The sequence below is a fragment of the Streptomyces sp. HUAS ZL42 genome (assembly GCF_040782645.1).
Lineage (GTDB): Bacteria > Actinomycetota > Actinomycetes > Streptomycetales > Streptomycetaceae > Streptomyces.
Genome location: NZ_CP160403.1, coordinates 8449750 through 8464861 on the forward strand (window position 1 = coordinate 8449750; position 15112 = coordinate 8464861).

17 protein-coding genes, 1 pseudogene and 1 riboswitch are annotated in these 15112 nt (G+C 71.7%); of the genes and pseudogenes, 6 read left to right on the top strand and 12 right to left on the bottom strand.

What is annotated here, in order from left to right; translation table 11 throughout:
- Positions 1-375, top strand: coding sequence for a fic family toxin-antitoxin system, toxin component (locus tag ABZO29_RS38580; RefSeq protein ID WP_367324830.1), 375 nt, complete (start codon positions 1-3; stop codon positions 373-375).
- Here ABZO29_RS38580 and ABZO29_RS38585 read toward each other — a convergent pair whose 3' ends face one another.
- Positions 376-1044 (bottom strand): class I SAM-dependent methyltransferase, encoded by a 669-nt coding sequence (locus ABZO29_RS38585; RefSeq protein ID WP_367324831.1) that lies wholly within the window; start codon positions 1042-1044, stop codon positions 376-378.
- Positions 1045-1123: 79 nt separating this feature from the next.
- Positions 1124-1810, bottom strand: coding sequence for an esterase/lipase family protein (locus ABZO29_RS38590; RefSeq protein WP_367324832.1), 687 nt, complete (start codon positions 1808-1810; stop codon positions 1124-1126).
- Positions 1811-1925: 115 nt separating this feature from the next.
- Between ABZO29_RS38590 and ABZO29_RS38595 the strand changes: the two genes are divergently transcribed.
- Entirely contained in the window at positions 1926-4178 is a 2253-nt protein-coding gene (locus ABZO29_RS38595; RefSeq protein ID WP_367324833.1) for a LuxR C-terminal-related transcriptional regulator, read from the top strand.
- On the opposite strand, the pseudogene ABZO29_RS38600 reads toward ABZO29_RS38595, so the two are convergent.
- The 4 genes and pseudogenes from ABZO29_RS38600 to bioB all read right to left on the bottom strand — a co-directional run.
- Positions 4175-4357 (bottom strand): annotated as a pseudogene (locus tag ABZO29_RS38600) (dethiobiotin synthase); the annotation flags it as partial. The gene ABZO29_RS38595 and the pseudogene ABZO29_RS38600 sit on opposite strands and share 4 nt — an antisense overlap.
- Before the next feature lie 50 nt (positions 4358-4407).
- A complete protein-coding gene (gene bioD, locus ABZO29_RS38605; protein WP_367324834.1) occupies positions 4408-5124 on the bottom strand; it encodes a dethiobiotin synthase in 717 nt (238 codons plus the stop codon).
- A gap of 1 nt (position 5125) precedes the next feature.
- Positions 5126-6406 (bottom strand): adenosylmethionine--8-amino-7-oxononanoate transaminase, encoded by a 1281-nt coding sequence (locus ABZO29_RS38610; RefSeq protein WP_367324835.1) that lies wholly within the window; start codon positions 6404-6406, stop codon positions 5126-5128.
- Positions 6399-7616, bottom strand: coding sequence for a biotin synthase BioB (bioB, locus tag ABZO29_RS38615; RefSeq protein ID WP_367324836.1), 1218 nt, complete (start codon positions 7614-7616; stop codon positions 6399-6401). The genes ABZO29_RS38610 and bioB overlap by 8 nt, the downstream gene beginning before the upstream one ends.
- A gap of 179 nt (positions 7617-7795) precedes the next feature.
- Here bioB and ABZO29_RS38620 point away from each other — a divergent pair, with 179 nt between their 5' ends.
- Positions 7796-8923, top strand: a complete 1128-nt coding sequence (locus tag ABZO29_RS38620; protein ID WP_367324837.1) for an 8-amino-7-oxononanoate synthase — start codon at positions 7796-7798, stop codon at positions 8921-8923.
- A gap of 41 nt (positions 8924-8964) precedes the next feature.
- Here the strand turns inward: ABZO29_RS38620 and ABZO29_RS38625 are convergent, their stop codons facing one another.
- Positions 8965-9192, bottom strand: a complete 228-nt coding sequence (locus tag ABZO29_RS38625; protein ID WP_367324838.1) for a DUF397 domain-containing protein — start codon at positions 9190-9192, stop codon at positions 8965-8967.
- A 9-nt stretch (positions 9193-9201) separates the two neighbouring features.
- Positions 9202-10059: a helix-turn-helix domain-containing protein gene (locus ABZO29_RS38630; protein ID WP_367324839.1), complete on the bottom strand. Its 858-nt coding sequence runs from the start codon at positions 10057-10059 to the stop codon at positions 9202-9204.
- Between the two features lie 213 nt (positions 10060-10272).
- Between ABZO29_RS38630 and ABZO29_RS38635 the strand changes: the two genes are divergently transcribed.
- Positions 10273-10731 (top strand): ATP-binding protein, encoded by a 459-nt coding sequence (locus ABZO29_RS38635; RefSeq protein ID WP_367324840.1) that lies wholly within the window; start codon positions 10273-10275, stop codon positions 10729-10731.
- 117 nt (positions 10732-10848) lie between these two features.
- Here the strand turns inward: ABZO29_RS38635 and ABZO29_RS38640 are convergent, their stop codons facing one another.
- From ABZO29_RS38640 to ABZO29_RS38650, 3 genes are all read right to left on the bottom strand, one after another.
- A complete protein-coding gene (locus tag ABZO29_RS38640; protein ID WP_367324841.1) occupies positions 10849-11322 on the bottom strand; it encodes a C40 family peptidase in 474 nt (157 codons plus the stop codon).
- A 3-nt stretch (positions 11323-11325) separates the two neighbouring features.
- Positions 11326-11539, bottom strand: a riboswitch (cyclic di-AMP (ydaO/yuaA leader).
- 338 nt (positions 11540-11877) lie between these two features.
- A complete protein-coding gene (locus tag ABZO29_RS38645) occupies positions 11878-12186 on the bottom strand; it encodes a hypothetical protein (protein WP_367324842.1) in 309 nt (102 codons plus the stop codon).
- A 7-nt stretch (positions 12187-12193) separates the two neighbouring features.
- Positions 12194-12829 carry an ATP-dependent Clp protease proteolytic subunit gene (locus ABZO29_RS38650; RefSeq protein WP_367324843.1) on the bottom strand — a complete coding sequence of 212 codons (636 nt, stop codon included), beginning with the start codon at positions 12827-12829 and terminating at the stop codon, positions 12194-12196.
- A gap of 71 nt (positions 12830-12900) precedes the next feature.
- Here ABZO29_RS38650 and ABZO29_RS38655 point away from each other — a divergent pair, with 71 nt between their 5' ends.
- Positions 12901-13179, top strand: coding sequence for a type II toxin-antitoxin system Phd/YefM family antitoxin (locus tag ABZO29_RS38655; RefSeq protein ID WP_367324844.1), 279 nt, complete (start codon positions 12901-12903; stop codon positions 13177-13179).
- A gap of 92 nt (positions 13180-13271) precedes the next feature.
- Here ABZO29_RS38655 and ABZO29_RS38660 read toward each other — a convergent pair whose 3' ends face one another.
- On the bottom strand, positions 13272-14285 hold the full coding sequence (locus ABZO29_RS38660) for an ABC transporter permease (protein WP_367324845.1): 1014 nt from the start codon (positions 14283-14285) through the stop codon (positions 13272-13274).
- A gap of 112 nt (positions 14286-14397) precedes the next feature.
- Between ABZO29_RS38660 and ABZO29_RS38665 the strand changes: the two genes are divergently transcribed.
- On the top strand, positions 14398-15027 hold the full coding sequence (locus tag ABZO29_RS38665) for a TetR/AcrR family transcriptional regulator (protein WP_367324846.1): 630 nt from the start codon (positions 14398-14400) through the stop codon (positions 15025-15027).
- The last annotated feature ends 85 nt before the right edge of the window (positions 15028-15112 follow it).

Consider the following 15112-nt stretch of genomic DNA (forward strand, 5'->3'; position numbering starts at 1 on the left):
TTGAACGATCTGAGAATCGATCTCGCCTGGCTGCTGATGCTCGCCGAGCGGATGACCCCCGGAGATCCGCAGGTCACCGACTGGGGAGCTCTCGTCGCCGCCGTCGCACGGCACCAGGCCGAGATATTCGACGTCCCCGTCTACGACACCCCGCACGCACGCGCCGCCTCGCTTCTCCAACTGCTCATCCACGTGCCGGCGTTGGAACGCTCGAACGCCCTGTTCGCATCCGCGGTCGCCTACGCCTACCTGGTCGCCAGCGGCCTCAAGGTCGTCACCTCGCCCGAGCAGGTACGCGAGCTGGCCCGCCTGGTGAAGAGCGGCGAGGCCTCGGTCGCCGACATCGCCCGCGAACTGCGGCAGTGGAGCCTGTGATCAGGAGCTCTGCTGCTCAGAGGGCCGCCAGGCCGTGCCGAGCACACAGTACGAACTGGGGACGGTCGGCCCCTTGTCCGGTACCAGCAGTCGCCGGTACGGCCCGACCTCGAATCCGGCCGACCTGATGGCGCCCACCGGGTCACGGCTCACATGACAGCCACCGAACAGCAGCGGCCACACCGTGCGGTCCAGTGCGCGCTGGGTCAGCAGCATGCCCCGGCCGCCGCCCCTGCCGTGCTCGAAGAACCGCAGCTCGCCGCCCGGGCGCAGCACACGCCGGATCTCCCGCAGAGCGCGCTCCACGTCGCGCACACTGCACAGCACCAGTGACACCACGGCGGCGTCGAAGGCCTCGCTCTTGACCGGCAGCGCCTCCGCCGCGCCCGGCGCCACGTCCACCGGCACGTCCGCGCGCCGTGCCGCGGTCAGCGCCAGCTGCCGCAGGGTGCGCTCCGGTTCGATCGCCACGACCTCGGAGACCGCTCTCGGAAAGTGCGCGAAGTTCAGCCCGTTGCCCGCTCCGATCTCGATGACCCGCCCGGACAGCCCGCCCAGCAACTCGGTACGGTGCGGGCCGACGGTGCGTTCGGCCGCCACGCTGAACCGGGCGTAGAAACGGGCGAAGAGGGGGTGGTGGACGGCGTCCCTGGTGGCTCCCGTCGGCATGGCGACCTCCTGCGCGCAGTTGCCGCTACCGCGATTGTCCCCCGAACGAGCCCCGCGCACCCCCTCTACGCCGCGGCCGTCAGGCCACGAAGTCCCGCACCTGCTCGTACACCCCGTAGTCGTTGTTCATGTCGGTGTGCGAAACGCACCCGACCTCCACGTTGGTGGCGCCGCTCAGGATCGCGGTGGTGTCGGGGGTGAGCGCGTCGTCGCAGTTCGACCAGTAGCTGGCGTACGCGACGCCGCCGGGCGTCTCGTCGCCGGAGTTGAGCGCGGTCAGGAACGAACTGCCCGTGTACATCTCGGCGCACGACGTGTAGAGCCACGCGCACCACGAGGCGGTGGTCGTGCCGTGGTTCGTGCCCGCCGTGGAGACGAAGTCGTCGACGTATGACGTTCCGCCCAGGTTCTTCAGGTAGTAGCGGGCGCTGAGCACACCCATGGAATGAGCGACGATGTCGACCTTGGACGCGCCTGTCCTCGCGAGGACGTTCTTGATCTCGGTGGCCAGCTGCTGGGCGGTGGTGACGTTCGACTGCGACCAGCTGTAGGACCACGCGTCCAGCTCGGCGGCGGAGTAGCCGTCGGCCTTGAAGTCGGCGACCCAGTCGTCCCAGCTGCTCGACGAACTGCTGATGCCGTGCACGAAGACGACGGGGTTGTGGGTCGCGGCGTGGGCGGACGGTGCGGAGAAGGACAGTGACAGAAGGAGCGATGCGACCACGGCCGACAGGACCGTGGCCATACGACGCTTGTGGCGCTGCATGAAGCCTCCTGAAACGTGTGGGGTTGTCAGGAGTGTCGGATCGGGTCTATGCGCGCCGCATCGGCGAAATCGCCGGTCTTTACGTGTCAATTAACTCGCCAGTAACGTCGATTGCGTGGTGACTCCGGTGAACCCCCCACCTCTTGACCGCACTTCGCCACCGCCGTTCCCGGACGGGAGGCCGAGCCGGGCCGCGGCGCTCCCGGAAGGCGTCCGGGTACGGCTGCTGCGTTCCGTGTACGGCGATCCGCGCGCCGCCGCCGAACTCGTCCCGCTCCTCACTCCGCGTCAGTCGGCCGGCCTCGACCCGCTGCCGACCCAGCCCGCCGAACTCGCCCCGGAGCTGCTGCGCGCGCACCGTGCCGAGGTGCGGGCGCTGCCCGACGACACCCGGCTGCTGCTGCTCCTCGCGTCGGCCGACCAGTACCCGGTCCCCACCCACGCCTTCCTGCGTGCCGTCGCGGCCGCCCGCCTCGACACCCGTCCGCTCGAAGCGGCCGAGACGGCCGGGATCGCGTATGCGACGGCGGGCGGGGTGCGCTTCCGGGACGCCTGGACGAGGATCGCCGCGTACGAGACGGCCTCCCCTGCGGACCGGCGTGACGTCCACCGGCTGCTGGCACGTGTACTGCCCGGCCGGAGCGAGACGCCCCATCGCTCCTGGCACCGGGCAGCGGGTGCGCTCGGGCCCAGCGCCCGGCTGGCTGCGGAGCTGCGGACGTCCGCGGACCAGGCACGGTCCGCGGGCCGTCCCGCGCTGGCGTCCGCCCTCGCCGAGCGTGCCGCCACGCTCTCCCCCCACCCGCACGACCGGGACCGTCTGCTGGCCATGGCCGGCGCCGACGCCTGGCGCGCCGGCGACGGAGACCGCGCCCGCCGGCTCGCCGACGGCACGCACGACGACGCCCTCACCGGCCTCCTCGCCCTGCGCACGGGCAACGCGTCCGAGGCGTTCGACGCGTTGCTGGCGGCGGCGGGGGAGGCCGGAGCGGATGGGGCATCCGTGCCGGCGGAGGCAGGCGCCGGGCGGCGGAGCCGGGCAGCCGTACCGGCGGACGCATCCGCCCCCGCCACCGAACTCCTGGCCCGGGCCACCGAAGCGGCCATGTACACAGGTGACCTGAGACGCTGCCGGGAGGCGGCCGGGCTCGCCCGCCGGGCGGGGATCGTGCCTCCGGGCACCCTGAGCGGGCTGGCGGCGGCCGTCGACGGGCGGTACGAGGACGCCCGGGATCTGCTGGAGGCGACGGCCGGACGGTGCGGTCCCGGCGGGGATCCCACCCTCCTGCTGCACGCCGGTATCGCCGCGCTGATGCTCGGCGACCACACCCGCGCCGCCACCGCCACCCTGCGCGCGGCCGCCTCGGCCAGGGGACAGGGCGCGACGGCCGGGGTGTCACAGGCCATGGAGTTCCGTGCGTACGCCGACTTCTGGACCGGCCGTCCGCGCACCGCGGAGGCCGCCGCGGCCGACGCTCTGCGTCAGGCCCACGCCACCGGACAGGACAACGGCGCCTGCCATCTGCAGGCTGCCCTGGCGATGTTCGCGGCGATCACGGGCGACGCCGACGTCTGCCGCGAACGGGCCGAGGCCTCCCGCTCGTACGCCCTCGCCCGCGGACTGGGCCTGCCCGCAGCGCTCGCCCAGTGGGCGCTGGCCTTCCTGGATCTGACCCTCGGCCGGTACGACGCGGCCGCTGCACGACTGCGCGCCCTCGCCGGTTTCGGTCCCGGCCACGGCCACCGGGCCATCCGCCACCTGGCCACCCCGCACTACGTCGAGGCCGCCGCCCGCACCGGGGACACCCGGGTCGCCCGGGCCGCGCACGCGGACTACGACCGCTGGGCCCGTGCCGTCCGCAGCCCCGACGACCTGGCCCTGAGCGCCCGCAGCCGGGCCCTGCTCACACCCGGAGTCGAGGCCCTCGACCACTACCGCACGGCCCTCGACCTGCACGCCCGTGGCACCCGCGACTTCGAACGCGCCCGTACGGAACTGCTGTTCGGCTCCGTGCTGCGCCGGCTGCGCCGTCGCACGGAGGCACGCGACCGGTTGCACAGCGCCCTGGAGGCCTTCGAGTCCTTCGGCGCCCCGCACTGCGCCGGCCAGGCCCGCGCCGAACTCCGCGCCCTCGGCGCCCCCGCCTCACCCGCACGTGGCGCCGGCGACCCCGTCGCGCGCCTGACCGCCCAGCAACTCCTGATCGCCCGTATGGCCGCCGAGGGCGCCACCAACCGAGAGATCGCCGGCCGCCTCGCACTCAGCCCCCGCACGATCGACCACCATCTGCGGGGTGTCTTCAGCCGGTTGGGCATCCGCTCCCGCATAGAGCTTGTGCGTCTCGTCGCCGAGAGCGACGCCTCTTAGGGCGCCTGCCGTACGCGGAAGGCTTCCGCGTCCCATGTCCCGTCCAGGCGTGGCGCCAGCCAACCCGGGGCCGCGGCCCGGAAGTCGGCGGGCTCCAGGGCCGCCGCCCCGGCGGGCAGCGCCCCCAGCAGGGGAGCGCCGGACACGTCCGGGAGATCCGCGAGGTTGCAACGCGACGCATCCGCTCCCGCATAGAGCTTGTGCGTCTCGTCGTCGAGAGCGACGCCTCTTAGGGCGCCTGCCGTACGCGGAAGGCTTCCGCATCCCATGTCCCGTCCAGGCGTGGCGCCAGCCAACCCGGGGCCGCGGCCCGGAAGTCGGCGGGCTCCAGGGCCGCCGCCCCGGCGGGCAGCGCCCCCAGCAGGGGAGCGCCGGACACGTCCGGGAGATCCGCGAGGTTGCAACGCGACGCGAGATCGGGGGAGTCGGGCCAGCTCCCGATCACCACTCCGGCAAACTGGAGATTGCGGGAGCGCAGTTCACGTGCCGTCAGCTCCGTCGCGTTGAGCGTGCCCAGGCCCGCCGACGCCACGACCAGCACCGGCGCCGTCAGCAGCTCGGCCGCGTCCGCCAGCGTGCCGCCGGCCGCGTCGAACCGGACGAGCAGCCCGCCCGCCCCCTCGACCAGCACGAGGTCGTGATCGGTGGCCAGCTTCGCGGCGGCCTCGGCGATGTCCTGCGGGTGCACCGGGGCTCGACCGGCCCGCCGAGCGGCCGTACCGGGGGCCAACGGATCGGGGTAGCGGGCGAGTTCGGCCGCAGTCACGGCGCCCGCGAGCCGCGCGACCTCGTCGGCGTCCCCGCGCTCGTCCGGGCGTACCCCGGTCTGCGCGGGCTTCAGCACGGCCACCGACCGGCCCGCCGCGAGGGCCGCAGCGGCGACGGCGGCGGTCGTGACCGTCTTGCCGACCTCCGTGCCCGTCCCCGTGATCACCAGTACCGACATGTCATCCCTCCCGTGCCGCCGCGCACACGGCCCGTGCGATCCGTGCCAGGTCCGCGTCGCCGGTGACGTAGGGCGGCATCGTGTAGATCAGGTCGCGGAACGGCCGCAGCCACACGCCCTCGCGTACGGCGGCCCGTGTCGCCGCCGCCATGTCCACGGCGTGGTCGAGCTGGACGACCCCGATGGCGCCCAGGACCCGGACGTCCTTCACGCCCGGTACCTCCACGGCGGGGGCCAGCCCCTCCCGCAGTCCCGCCTCGATCCGCTTGACCTCCGACAGCCAGTCCTGGCCGAGCAGCAGATCGATCGAGGCGCAGGCGACGGCCGCGGCCACCGGATTGCCCATGAACGTCGGACCGTGCGCGAGTACCGGCACCTCGCCCTGCGAGATCCCGTCCGCCACCCGTGACGTGCACAGCGTCGCCGCCATCGTCAGATAACCGCCGGTGAGCGCCTTGCCCACGCACATCACGTCCGGCGTCACCGCCGCGTGGTCCGCCGCGAACAACGCGCCCGTGCGCCCGAACCCGGTCGCGATCTCGTCGAACACCAGCAGCACGTCGTGCGCGTCGCACGCCTCGCGCAGCACCCGCAGATACGCGGGGGAGTGGAACCGCATCCCGCCCGCACCCTGGACCACCGGTTCGACGATCACCGCGGCGATTTCGTCGGCGTGCCGCTCGACCAGCGCGCGCAGATGGTCGGCGTACGACTCCTCGTACTCGGTCGGCGGCGGCTCGGCGAACACCTGGCGCTGGAGCACACCGGTCCACAGCTCGTGCATCCCGCCCTCGGGATCGCACACCGACATCGGCTGCCAGGTGTCGCCGTGGTAGCCGCCGCGCCAGGTCAGCAGGCGCTGTTTGGAGGCGCGGCCGAGCGAGCGCCAGTACTGCAGACACATCTTGACCGCGACCTCGACGGACACCGAGCCCGAGTCGGCGAGGAAGACATGCTCCAGACCGTCCGGCGAGATGTCGACAAGTCGCTTCGCCAGCCGCACGGCGGGCTCATGGGTGAGCCCGCCGAACATGACGTGGCTCATGCGCGCCAGCTGCTCGCGCACGGCCTCGTTGAGCACCGGGTGGTTGTAGCCGTGGATCGCCGACCACCAGGAGGACATGCCGTCGACCAGCTCGCCCGAGCCGTCCGCCGTCCGGAGCCGCACCCCGCTCGCCGACTCCACGACGAGCGGGTCGACACGGCCCGGCATCGGTCCGTACGGATGCCAGACGTGCCGCCGGTCGAGTTCCAGCAGCTCCGGCACGCTCAGGTCAGGCATTGGGCGCGAGGTCCGTACCGGCGCCGCGGCGGCGTACGGCGACGAGGTCGGTGCGCGGCTCGCCGGCCGGAGCGGCCGCACCGGCACCGGAGCCGCACACGCCGCCGCCCTCGTGCGCACCGCAGCCGGCGCTCTCGTGGGACCCGCACCCGGCGCTCTCGTGGGACCCGCACCCGGCGCTCTCGTGGGACCCGCAGCCCCCGCCCGCCCGGTGCTCCGGCAGTGTCACCTGATCGGCGCCCTCCACCTCGAACCCGGCGTCCGCGATCATCTCCAGGTCGGCCTTGCCGGCCTGGCCCTCGCTGGTGAGGTAGTCGCCGAGGAAGATCGAGTTGGCGAGGTGCAGGGCCAGCGGCTGCATCGTGCGCAGGTGGACCTCGCGGCCGCCCGCGATGCGCACCTCGACGTCCGGACACACGAAGCGGACCATGGCCAGGATGCGCAGACACCGCTGCGGCGTCAGGTTCCACTCCTTGGCCAGCGGAGTGCCCTCGAACGGGATCAGGAAGTTGACCGGAACCGAGTCGGGGTCCAGCTCGCGCAGCGAGAAGACCACGTCGACGAGGTCCTCGTCGGTCTCGCCCATGCCCGCGATCAGCCCCGAGCAGGCGGACAGACCCGCCGCGTGCGCCTTCTGCACGGTGTCGACGCGGTCGGCGTAGGTGTGCGTGGTCGTAATGTCCCCGTACGTCCCCTCGGACGTGTTGAGGTTGTGGTTGTAGGCGTCCGCGCCGGCCTCGCGCAGCCGGTCGGCCTGGCCGTCGGAGAGCAGACCGAGGCAGGCGCACACCTCGACCCCTTCGTTCTGCTCCTTGATCGCTTTGATGGTCTCCGAGACCCGGTCCACGTCCCGGTCGGTCGGACCGCGTCCGCTGGCCACCAGGCAGACCCGCTTGGCGCCCCCCGCCAACCCGGCCGCCGCGGCCTTGGAGGCATCGTCGGGCTTGAGCCAGGTGTACTTCAGGATCTCGGCCTTGGAACCGAGCCGCTGGGAGCAGTAGGAGCAGTCCTCCGGGCACAGTCCGGACTTCAGGTTGACGAGATAGTTCAGTTTCACCCGTCGCCCGAACCAGTGCCGGCGCACCTTTCCGGCCGCGGCCACCACATCGAGCACGTCGTCGTCGGAGGTGGCCAGCACGGCCAGCGCCTCCTCGCGGGTCGGCAGCTCGCGCCGAAGCCCCTTGTCCACCAGCGTGTTCAGCAGGTCCATGAGAGCCGATCCTGTCCTACGGACCCGCCCGCGGCCAAGGAGAGTTTGCACAACGCTGTCACTTCGACGTGTGGGTATTGCCACATCATGGGGGGCGGGTCGTCCGGCTAGTGTCTGTGCACTGCCTACAAAAGCCCTCGCGCTTTGTGCTGCCCGCAAACGAACTCCCCGGAGGACCCATGGCGTTCGGCTGGATCGACGAGCAGGCGGAGCTGCGCCGCCGCGCCGGACTCGTGCGGACCCTGCGCCCGCGCCCCGCCGACTCGCCGCTTCTCGACCTCGCGAGCAACGACTACCTGGGCCTGGCCCGCCACCCGGAGATCACCGAGGGCGCGGCCCGGGCCGCACAATCCTGGGGCGGTGGCGCCACCGGCTCCCGCCTTGTCACCGGTACGACGGAGCTCCACGCGGAGCTGGAACGCGAGCTGGCCGGCTTCTGCGGTTTCGAGGCGGCCCTCGTGTTCTCCTCCGGGTACGCGGCCAACCTGGCCGCGGTCACTGCGCTGGCCCCGCACGGCTCGCTGGTCGTCTCCGACGCGGGCAACCACGCCTCGCTGATCGACGGCTGCCGGCTGGCCCGCGGCGCGACACAGGTGGTGGCCCACGCCGATCCGGACGCGGTGCGCAAAGCGCTCCGGACGCATGAGGGGCCCGCCGTCGCCGTCTCCGACACGGTCTTCTCGGTCGACGGCGACGCGGCCCCGCTGGCCGGGCTCGCCGCGGTCTGCCGTGAGCACGGCGCCGGGCTGGTCGTCGACGACGCCCACGGGCTCGGCGTGCTCGGCGACGGCGGCCGCGGCGCCCCGCACGCGGCGGGACTCGCGGGCGCCGACGACGTCGTCGTGACGGTCACGCTGTCCAAGTCGCTCGGCAGTCAGGGCGGGGCCGTCCTCGGTCCCGCCCGGGTGATCGACCACCTGGTCAACGCGGCCCGGACGTTCATCTTCGACACCGGCCTGGCCCCCGCGGCCGCCGGCGCCGCCCTCGCGGCGCTGCGGCTGCTGCGCCGCGAGCCGGAGCGGGCCGCGCGGGCGCGCTCGGTGGCGGCCGAACTGCACGCACGGCTGACCGCCGCGGGCCTGGAAGCGGTACCTCCGGACGCCGCGGTGGTCTCCGTGCGTGCGCCGTCCCCGGAGGGGGCCGTGCGGTGGGCGGCGGACTGCCGTGCGGCGGGTCTCGCCGTCGGCTGCTTCCGTCCTCCTTCCGTGCCTGACGGGGTCTCACGGCTCAGGCTGACGGCCCGCGCGGACCTCTCCGAGGAGCAGATCGAACGCGCTGTACGCGTGATCGACGGGACACGACCGTGAGTCGGCGTGACACGGCCGGGCGTCGCACCCTACGGAAATGATCAGGGCCGGAACGCGGCCGTGAAGCCCGCCCAGCTCCCGGGGGAGAAGAGCAGTGCGGGTCCTGCCGGGTCCTTGGAGTCGCGTACGGCGAGCAGCCCGGCCCAGGGGCCGGAGCGCGGCAGGCCGGTCTCGACGCAGTTGTTCGCGCCCGTGCTGTAGCTGCTGCGCAGCCAGCGCACTCCGGGCAGATCGAGGCTGGAGCGTACGTTCCGAGGCGGAGCAGGCATGGGGCCTCCTTACGCGCCGTCACCTATCGCGGCGATGTAATCCAACGAGTCCTCGGGGGAAAGGGCGTGGATCTGAAGGGAGTTGAAGGCCTCGGTATAGGCCCGGAGGTCTTCTTTCCGTTCGAGATAGAGGCTACTCGTCAAGTGGTCGAGAACAACCACATCCAGATCAGAAGTGCGCGAAAATGAGAAGATTACGAAAGGGCCAGTGACGCCGATGTGCGCCCCTGCGGCGAACGGCAGAACCTGAAGGCGTACCTGGGGCAGGCGTGCCGCCTCCACCAGCTGCTCCAGCTGCCGGGCCATCACCTCGGGACCGCCGACCTCCCTGCGCAGGACCGCCTCGTCGAGGACCGCGCTGAGCTCCAGCGGGGGCTCCGCACGCAGCACGTCCTGCCGGGCCAGCCGGACTTCGACGAGCGCGTCGAGCCGCTCCGACTCCAGACCGTCCACCGCGGCCCGGGTCACCGCGCGTGCGTACTCGGGCGTCTGCAACAGCCCCGGAACGACGGACGTCTCCAGCGTGCGCATCGCGCTCGCCTGGGACTCCAGGCTGATGAAGTCCCGGTAGGTGGGCGGCAGAACGCCCCGGTAGGCGTGCCACCAGTGGTGGCCACCGACGTGGTCGGAGCCCGCCAACACGACCAGGAGTTCGCGCAGTTGGGGATCGGCCACACCGTAGGCGTCGAGCAGTAGCCGCACATCGGCCGGTTTCGCACCGCTCGTGCCGGTCTCGATCCGGCTCACCTTCGACTGGTGCCAGCCCACCAGCCGGGCCGCCTCACCACTGGTGAGCCCCGCCCGGGAGCGCAGCGTGCGCAGTTCGGCGCCCAGTTTCCGGCGGCGCACCGCGGGACCGTGCTGCATGGGCCCCTCCTTACTCCCTCCGAGCCACCCAAATACGCTCTGCCGTCGCAGAGTTCACCGCATCGAGCGACAGATATATGCATAAGTTGGTGGATCGCCCCTCGTGAATGACGCGGTAATGGCACTCTGGCGGCAATGCACCAGTCCGGGACCGTACTCGAACCATCCGCACCGTGTCGGACTCCGGTCCCGTGGGAAAGGGACGACGTCGCCATGGCAGACCATCTGGAAGCATCCGTCACTCTGCCGAGCGATCCCGCCTCGGTCTCCGCGGCCCGCACCTTCGTGGTGAGCACGCTCGCGGAGTGGGGCCTGCCGGAGACCACGGAAGTGGCCGACACGATCCGGCTGATCGTCTCCGAACTCTCCACCAACGCCGTGCAGCACACCTTCGGACAGTCACCCACCTTCACGGTGGACCTCGTCCTCGACCGCGACGAACAGTTGCGCATCGGCGTCACCGACAGCCATCCGAGATTCCCGAAACGGCTGCCGGCCGCCGTCCAGCAGGACAACGGCCGCGGCATGGTGATCATTCGCTGGCTGGCCGCGGAGTGCGGCGGAAAACTGAGGGTCCGGCCCACCCGGGAGGGCGGCAAGACGGTCTCCATCGAACTGCCGTGGACCGTACCGGCCGAGCCGGTCACGGCGGCGGGCCAGCAGGAACCGTAGAAACAGCCACGCCGGCGGCTCTGGGCGCGGCTCTGCTCGCCGAACCGCTGCCCGCGGCCCGGGGAGGTCCCCGGGGCGGCGACGGCGTGTCAGGCTGCCGTCACCGCCCCGGGAAGGTCACTTGACCCGGCCGTACCAGACGCTCTTCGTCCAGATCTTCTGCAGTTTCACCACGTCCCCGGTCTTCGGCGCGTGCCAGATCTTGCCCTTACCGGCGTAGATGCCGACGTGGTAGACGTAGGAGCCCGAGTGGAAGAACACGAGGTCACCGGCCTTGCGGCTCTTGGCCGAGATATGGCGGGTCTTGTTGTACTGCTGGGCCGCCGTACGGGGCAGCTTCTTGCCCGCCTTCTTGTACGAGTACAGCGTGAGCCCGGAGCAGTCGAACCGCCGCGGCCCCGTGGCGCCCCACCTGTACGGGGAGCCCTTCTTGGAGGCCGCAATCTGGAGTGCCTTCGTCGCAGGCGTGGCGGCCGCGGCGTCGGACGCGACACCCGGGACCACGATGGAGCCGCCCACGGCGGCAATGGTGAGCGCCGAAGCCGTACCGGCTCGGGCCATCAGCGACGGGACACGATTGAGCGCAGTCATGCGCAACCCTTCGTCAGCCGCCTGTGAAGGATGACCTGTCGGATTCGGGCTGGCGAAGTGGCCCGGCCGCGTTGCCGCGGCTTCACCCCAAGGGCTGCTCGGCCCGGTCATGGCGTGACCGTTCCGATGACCCGTCTTGCCTGGGTCCTCCACTCCTGCCGATCCACTCCTGTCGACCGGTCATCCGGGCGGCGGCAGGACTCGGCGTCCGCCCGGACCGCCCCGCCGCTGTGGCGGGGGCTTGTCGTCAGACAGGGATCTTCACTCACAGGTGGCCGAAAAACCCAATGGAATCGGGGATTTGTGGCGTTACTCACCACTCACCCGTTCGGGTGGACACCCCTCTGTTCGAGGGGGTGTCCAGATCCCCGAGGGCGCCCGGACCAGCGGCGGAGCGCCTCATTCCGCGTCAGTGTCCTGCACGTTGCGCAACTTCGACGGTCCCGAAAAAGGACGGGCGTCTACTCCCAAAGGGGGTACCTCGTTTGGTCCGTTTCAAGTCCGCTCCGGACGTTTCGCGATCGGAAGTGATGGCCCGGAGCCGCTGTCAGTGCGTCAACTGTCGGAGCGTGGCGGCACCGTGACACGCGCCGTGCGGCGCTCCCCGTCCAGGACGCGCAGCGCGCGCGCCAGCGTGGGCGCGTGCAACTCGGTCTCGCCGCGCTGGTGCATCAGCGCCAGGGCGTCCCGCAGCTCGGCCGCCTTGCGCACGAGGGCCTGCGCGGCTCGCAGGCCGCGGTACGTGTCCCCGTGGTGCGCGGGGTTGATGCGCCCGAGCAGGTCGACCACGTCGAGGTAACGGTCGATCAGCTCTCCCTCGGCGCGGGTGAGGGCGGGCAGCGGTGGCAGTTCGTCAGGCAGCATCGGCGGGTCACCTGCCGGTGGGCGGGGCGAGGGTGGCCCTGCGGTGGGGAATGATCCGGTCCACGAGGCCGTACTCGACCGCCTCCTCTGCGGTGAGGATCTTGTCCCGTTCGATGTCCGCGGTCACCTGCTCGCGGTCGCGCCCCGTGTGCCGTACGAGCATCTCCTCCAGGCGGGCTCGAACGCGCATCAGTTCCTCGGCCTGGATGGCCAGGTCGCTCGCCTGTCCCTGGACCGGCTCGGACAGGGCCGGCTGGTGGATCACCATGCGGGCGCCCGGCAGCGCGAACCGCTTGCCCGGTGCGCCGGCGGCCAGCAGCACCGCGGCGGACGAGCCGGCCTGGCCCAGGCAGATGGTCTCCACGTCGCAGGTGACGTACTGCATCGTGTCGTAGACCGCCGTCATGGCGCTGAACGAGCCGCCGGGCGAATTGATGTAGAGCGAGATGTCCCGGTCGGGGTCCCTGTGCTCCAGGTACATGAACTGCGCCATCACGTCGTTCGCCGAGGTGTCGTCGACCTGCGTGCCGAGAAAGACGATCCGCTCCTCCAGCAGTTTCGAGTACGGGTCCTGGGTCTTGGTCCCGTGGCTCGTGCGCTCGGTGATCTCGGGAAGCACGTAGCGGGCGGCTGGTCGGATCATGGCGAACCCCTCCTCGTCGCAGAGTCTTCTGTAAGAAATGTACAGGATGTACGTGACGGTAGAATGGGCACATGGCCTACGAGATTCCGGTGACGCAAGCCAGGGCTGAGCTCGCCGACCTGATCAACCGCGTGGTGTACGGCGGTGAGCGTGTCGTGGTGACACGGCACGGCAAGCCCCTCGTCGCCCTTGTCTCCGCCGCTGACCTGGAACGACTCGAGGAGCTCGACAAGCCGGTGGAGGAGCAGGTGATCAGCTCGGTCTCCGCCGTCCGTGAAGTGGCGTCCGCTGCCGGCGAACGGCAGCGGTTCGGCATCGCGGCGGAGCACCGGGGCCCCGGCCCGTCGTAGGGCGGCGCCGGCCACCTCACAGCGCAGCGAAAAGGCCGTGCACCCCCGTCCGCCACTGCGGGGGTGCACGGCCGGTGCGTGCGGTGGGCGGGTCAGCCGACGAGGGCCGGCTCCCGTTCGACGGCCGGCTCGGTGTGCTTCGCCGGTCCCCTCAGTGAGCTGCCGAGCAGGACGGCGCCCAGGCCGAATGCGGCCCACCACGTAAGTGTCAGGGCCGGGCCGGTCGCCGCCGCGCCGTCGAAGAACGACACCGAGCGCAGCAGGGTCGCGCCGGCGCCCGGCGGCAGCCACTGGCCGATCGTCCCGACCGGCTCGGGCAGCAGCTGCGGGGCCGAGGACGCTCCGGAGAACGGGTTGCCCAGGAACATCACCACGAACGACACGACTCCGACGCCCGCGGGACCGATCAGGGCGGCGAACCCGGCGACGGCCGCGCTCACCGCCAGCGTCGACAGACCGAAGACCGAGGCCTCCGCCCACCAGTTCCCGGTGAGTACCCCGAGCCAGCTGTGCGCGAGCGCGGCCGCGGCCGCGCCCACCAGGCAGGCGGCGCCGATCAGTGCGGCGGCTGCGCGCATCCCGCGCAGCCCGAGCAGGGTCACTGCCGCGCCCGCCACGATCCCGGCCAGTGCCAGCGGCAGCACGCTCCCGTTCAGGGCCGCACCCCGCGGGTCAGCCGCGGGAGTGGCCACGACGTCGACGGTCCTCATCTGGGTGCCGTCGGCGGAGGCCTGCCCGGTCACCGCCTGCTGCAGCAACTGGGCGACCATCGGGCTCGCGGCCGACGCGGTCAGCAGTTCCGGACCCCGGGCGCCGACGACCACCGCCCCGTACACGGTCCGTTGCTCGATGGCCTCGCGGGCGGCGGACTCGTCGGCGTACCGGTGGATCTCGAACGCGCCCTCGTGCTGCTGAAGTCGGTGCTCCACCTGCGCCGTCGCGGCGGCGGGGCCGGCTACGCCGAGGGGCAGGTCATGGGGCGCGGTGCGGGCGGCGGGCCAGGCGAAGGCCCACAGGGCGACCGCCGCGAGGAGGGGAACGAGCACGAGCACCGCGATCAGGCGGCGGGCGGGTGCCCTGGTCGGGGCGGCGGAGGTGGTGGTCATGGGATTCCCCTTCGGGCGCTAAAAAAGAAGGATCGTTCGTTTTTCTTCGGCCCCACGGTCCTGCCGATGCGTCAGCTTGTCAAGAAGGAATGTTCGTTTTACGTTGTGGGTCATGGCCCGCGTATCCCAGGAACACCTCGACGCCCGCCGCCGTCAGATCCTCGACGGCGCCGCGCTCTGCTTCGCCCGCAACGGCTTCCACGCCACGTCCATGCAGGACGTGCTGAAGGAGGTCGACCTCTCGGCCGGGGCGGTGTACCGCTACTTCAGCGGCAAGGAGGAGCTGATCGCCGCGATCGTCGGCGAGGTGCTCGGCGGGGTCCGTGCGGCCTTCGAAGAGGCGTCACGGCAGAGCCCGCCACCACCGCCGGACCTCCTCGTGGGCTCCGTGCTCAGCCGTACGCTCGCCCTGCGCGAGAACCTGACCGTCGACGGGGAGCCTGCCTACCCGCGGCTGGTCGTCCAGGTCTGGACCGAGACGCTGCGCAACGAGCAGTTGGCGGCCGTCCTGCGGGAGGGGTACGGCGCGGTGCGCGCGGCCTGGGTGAGGATCGTCGAGTCCTACCAGGACACCGGGATGATGCGGCCGGACCTCCCGGCGGACGACGTCGCACGGACCATGATCGCCACGGTGACGGGGTTCATCGCACAACAGTCCCTGTTCGGGCGCGCCCCGGTCGAGGTGCTCCAGAACGGTCTACGGGCATTGACGAGCGTGTCGGCCCCGCAGAAGGAGGCCTGAGTGGATCACAGCTCGGTTAACTTGCCTGAAATGCGGTCCAACTAGCCTGCCGATCCACGCCACCAGGGACTTTGCCCGGTGGCCG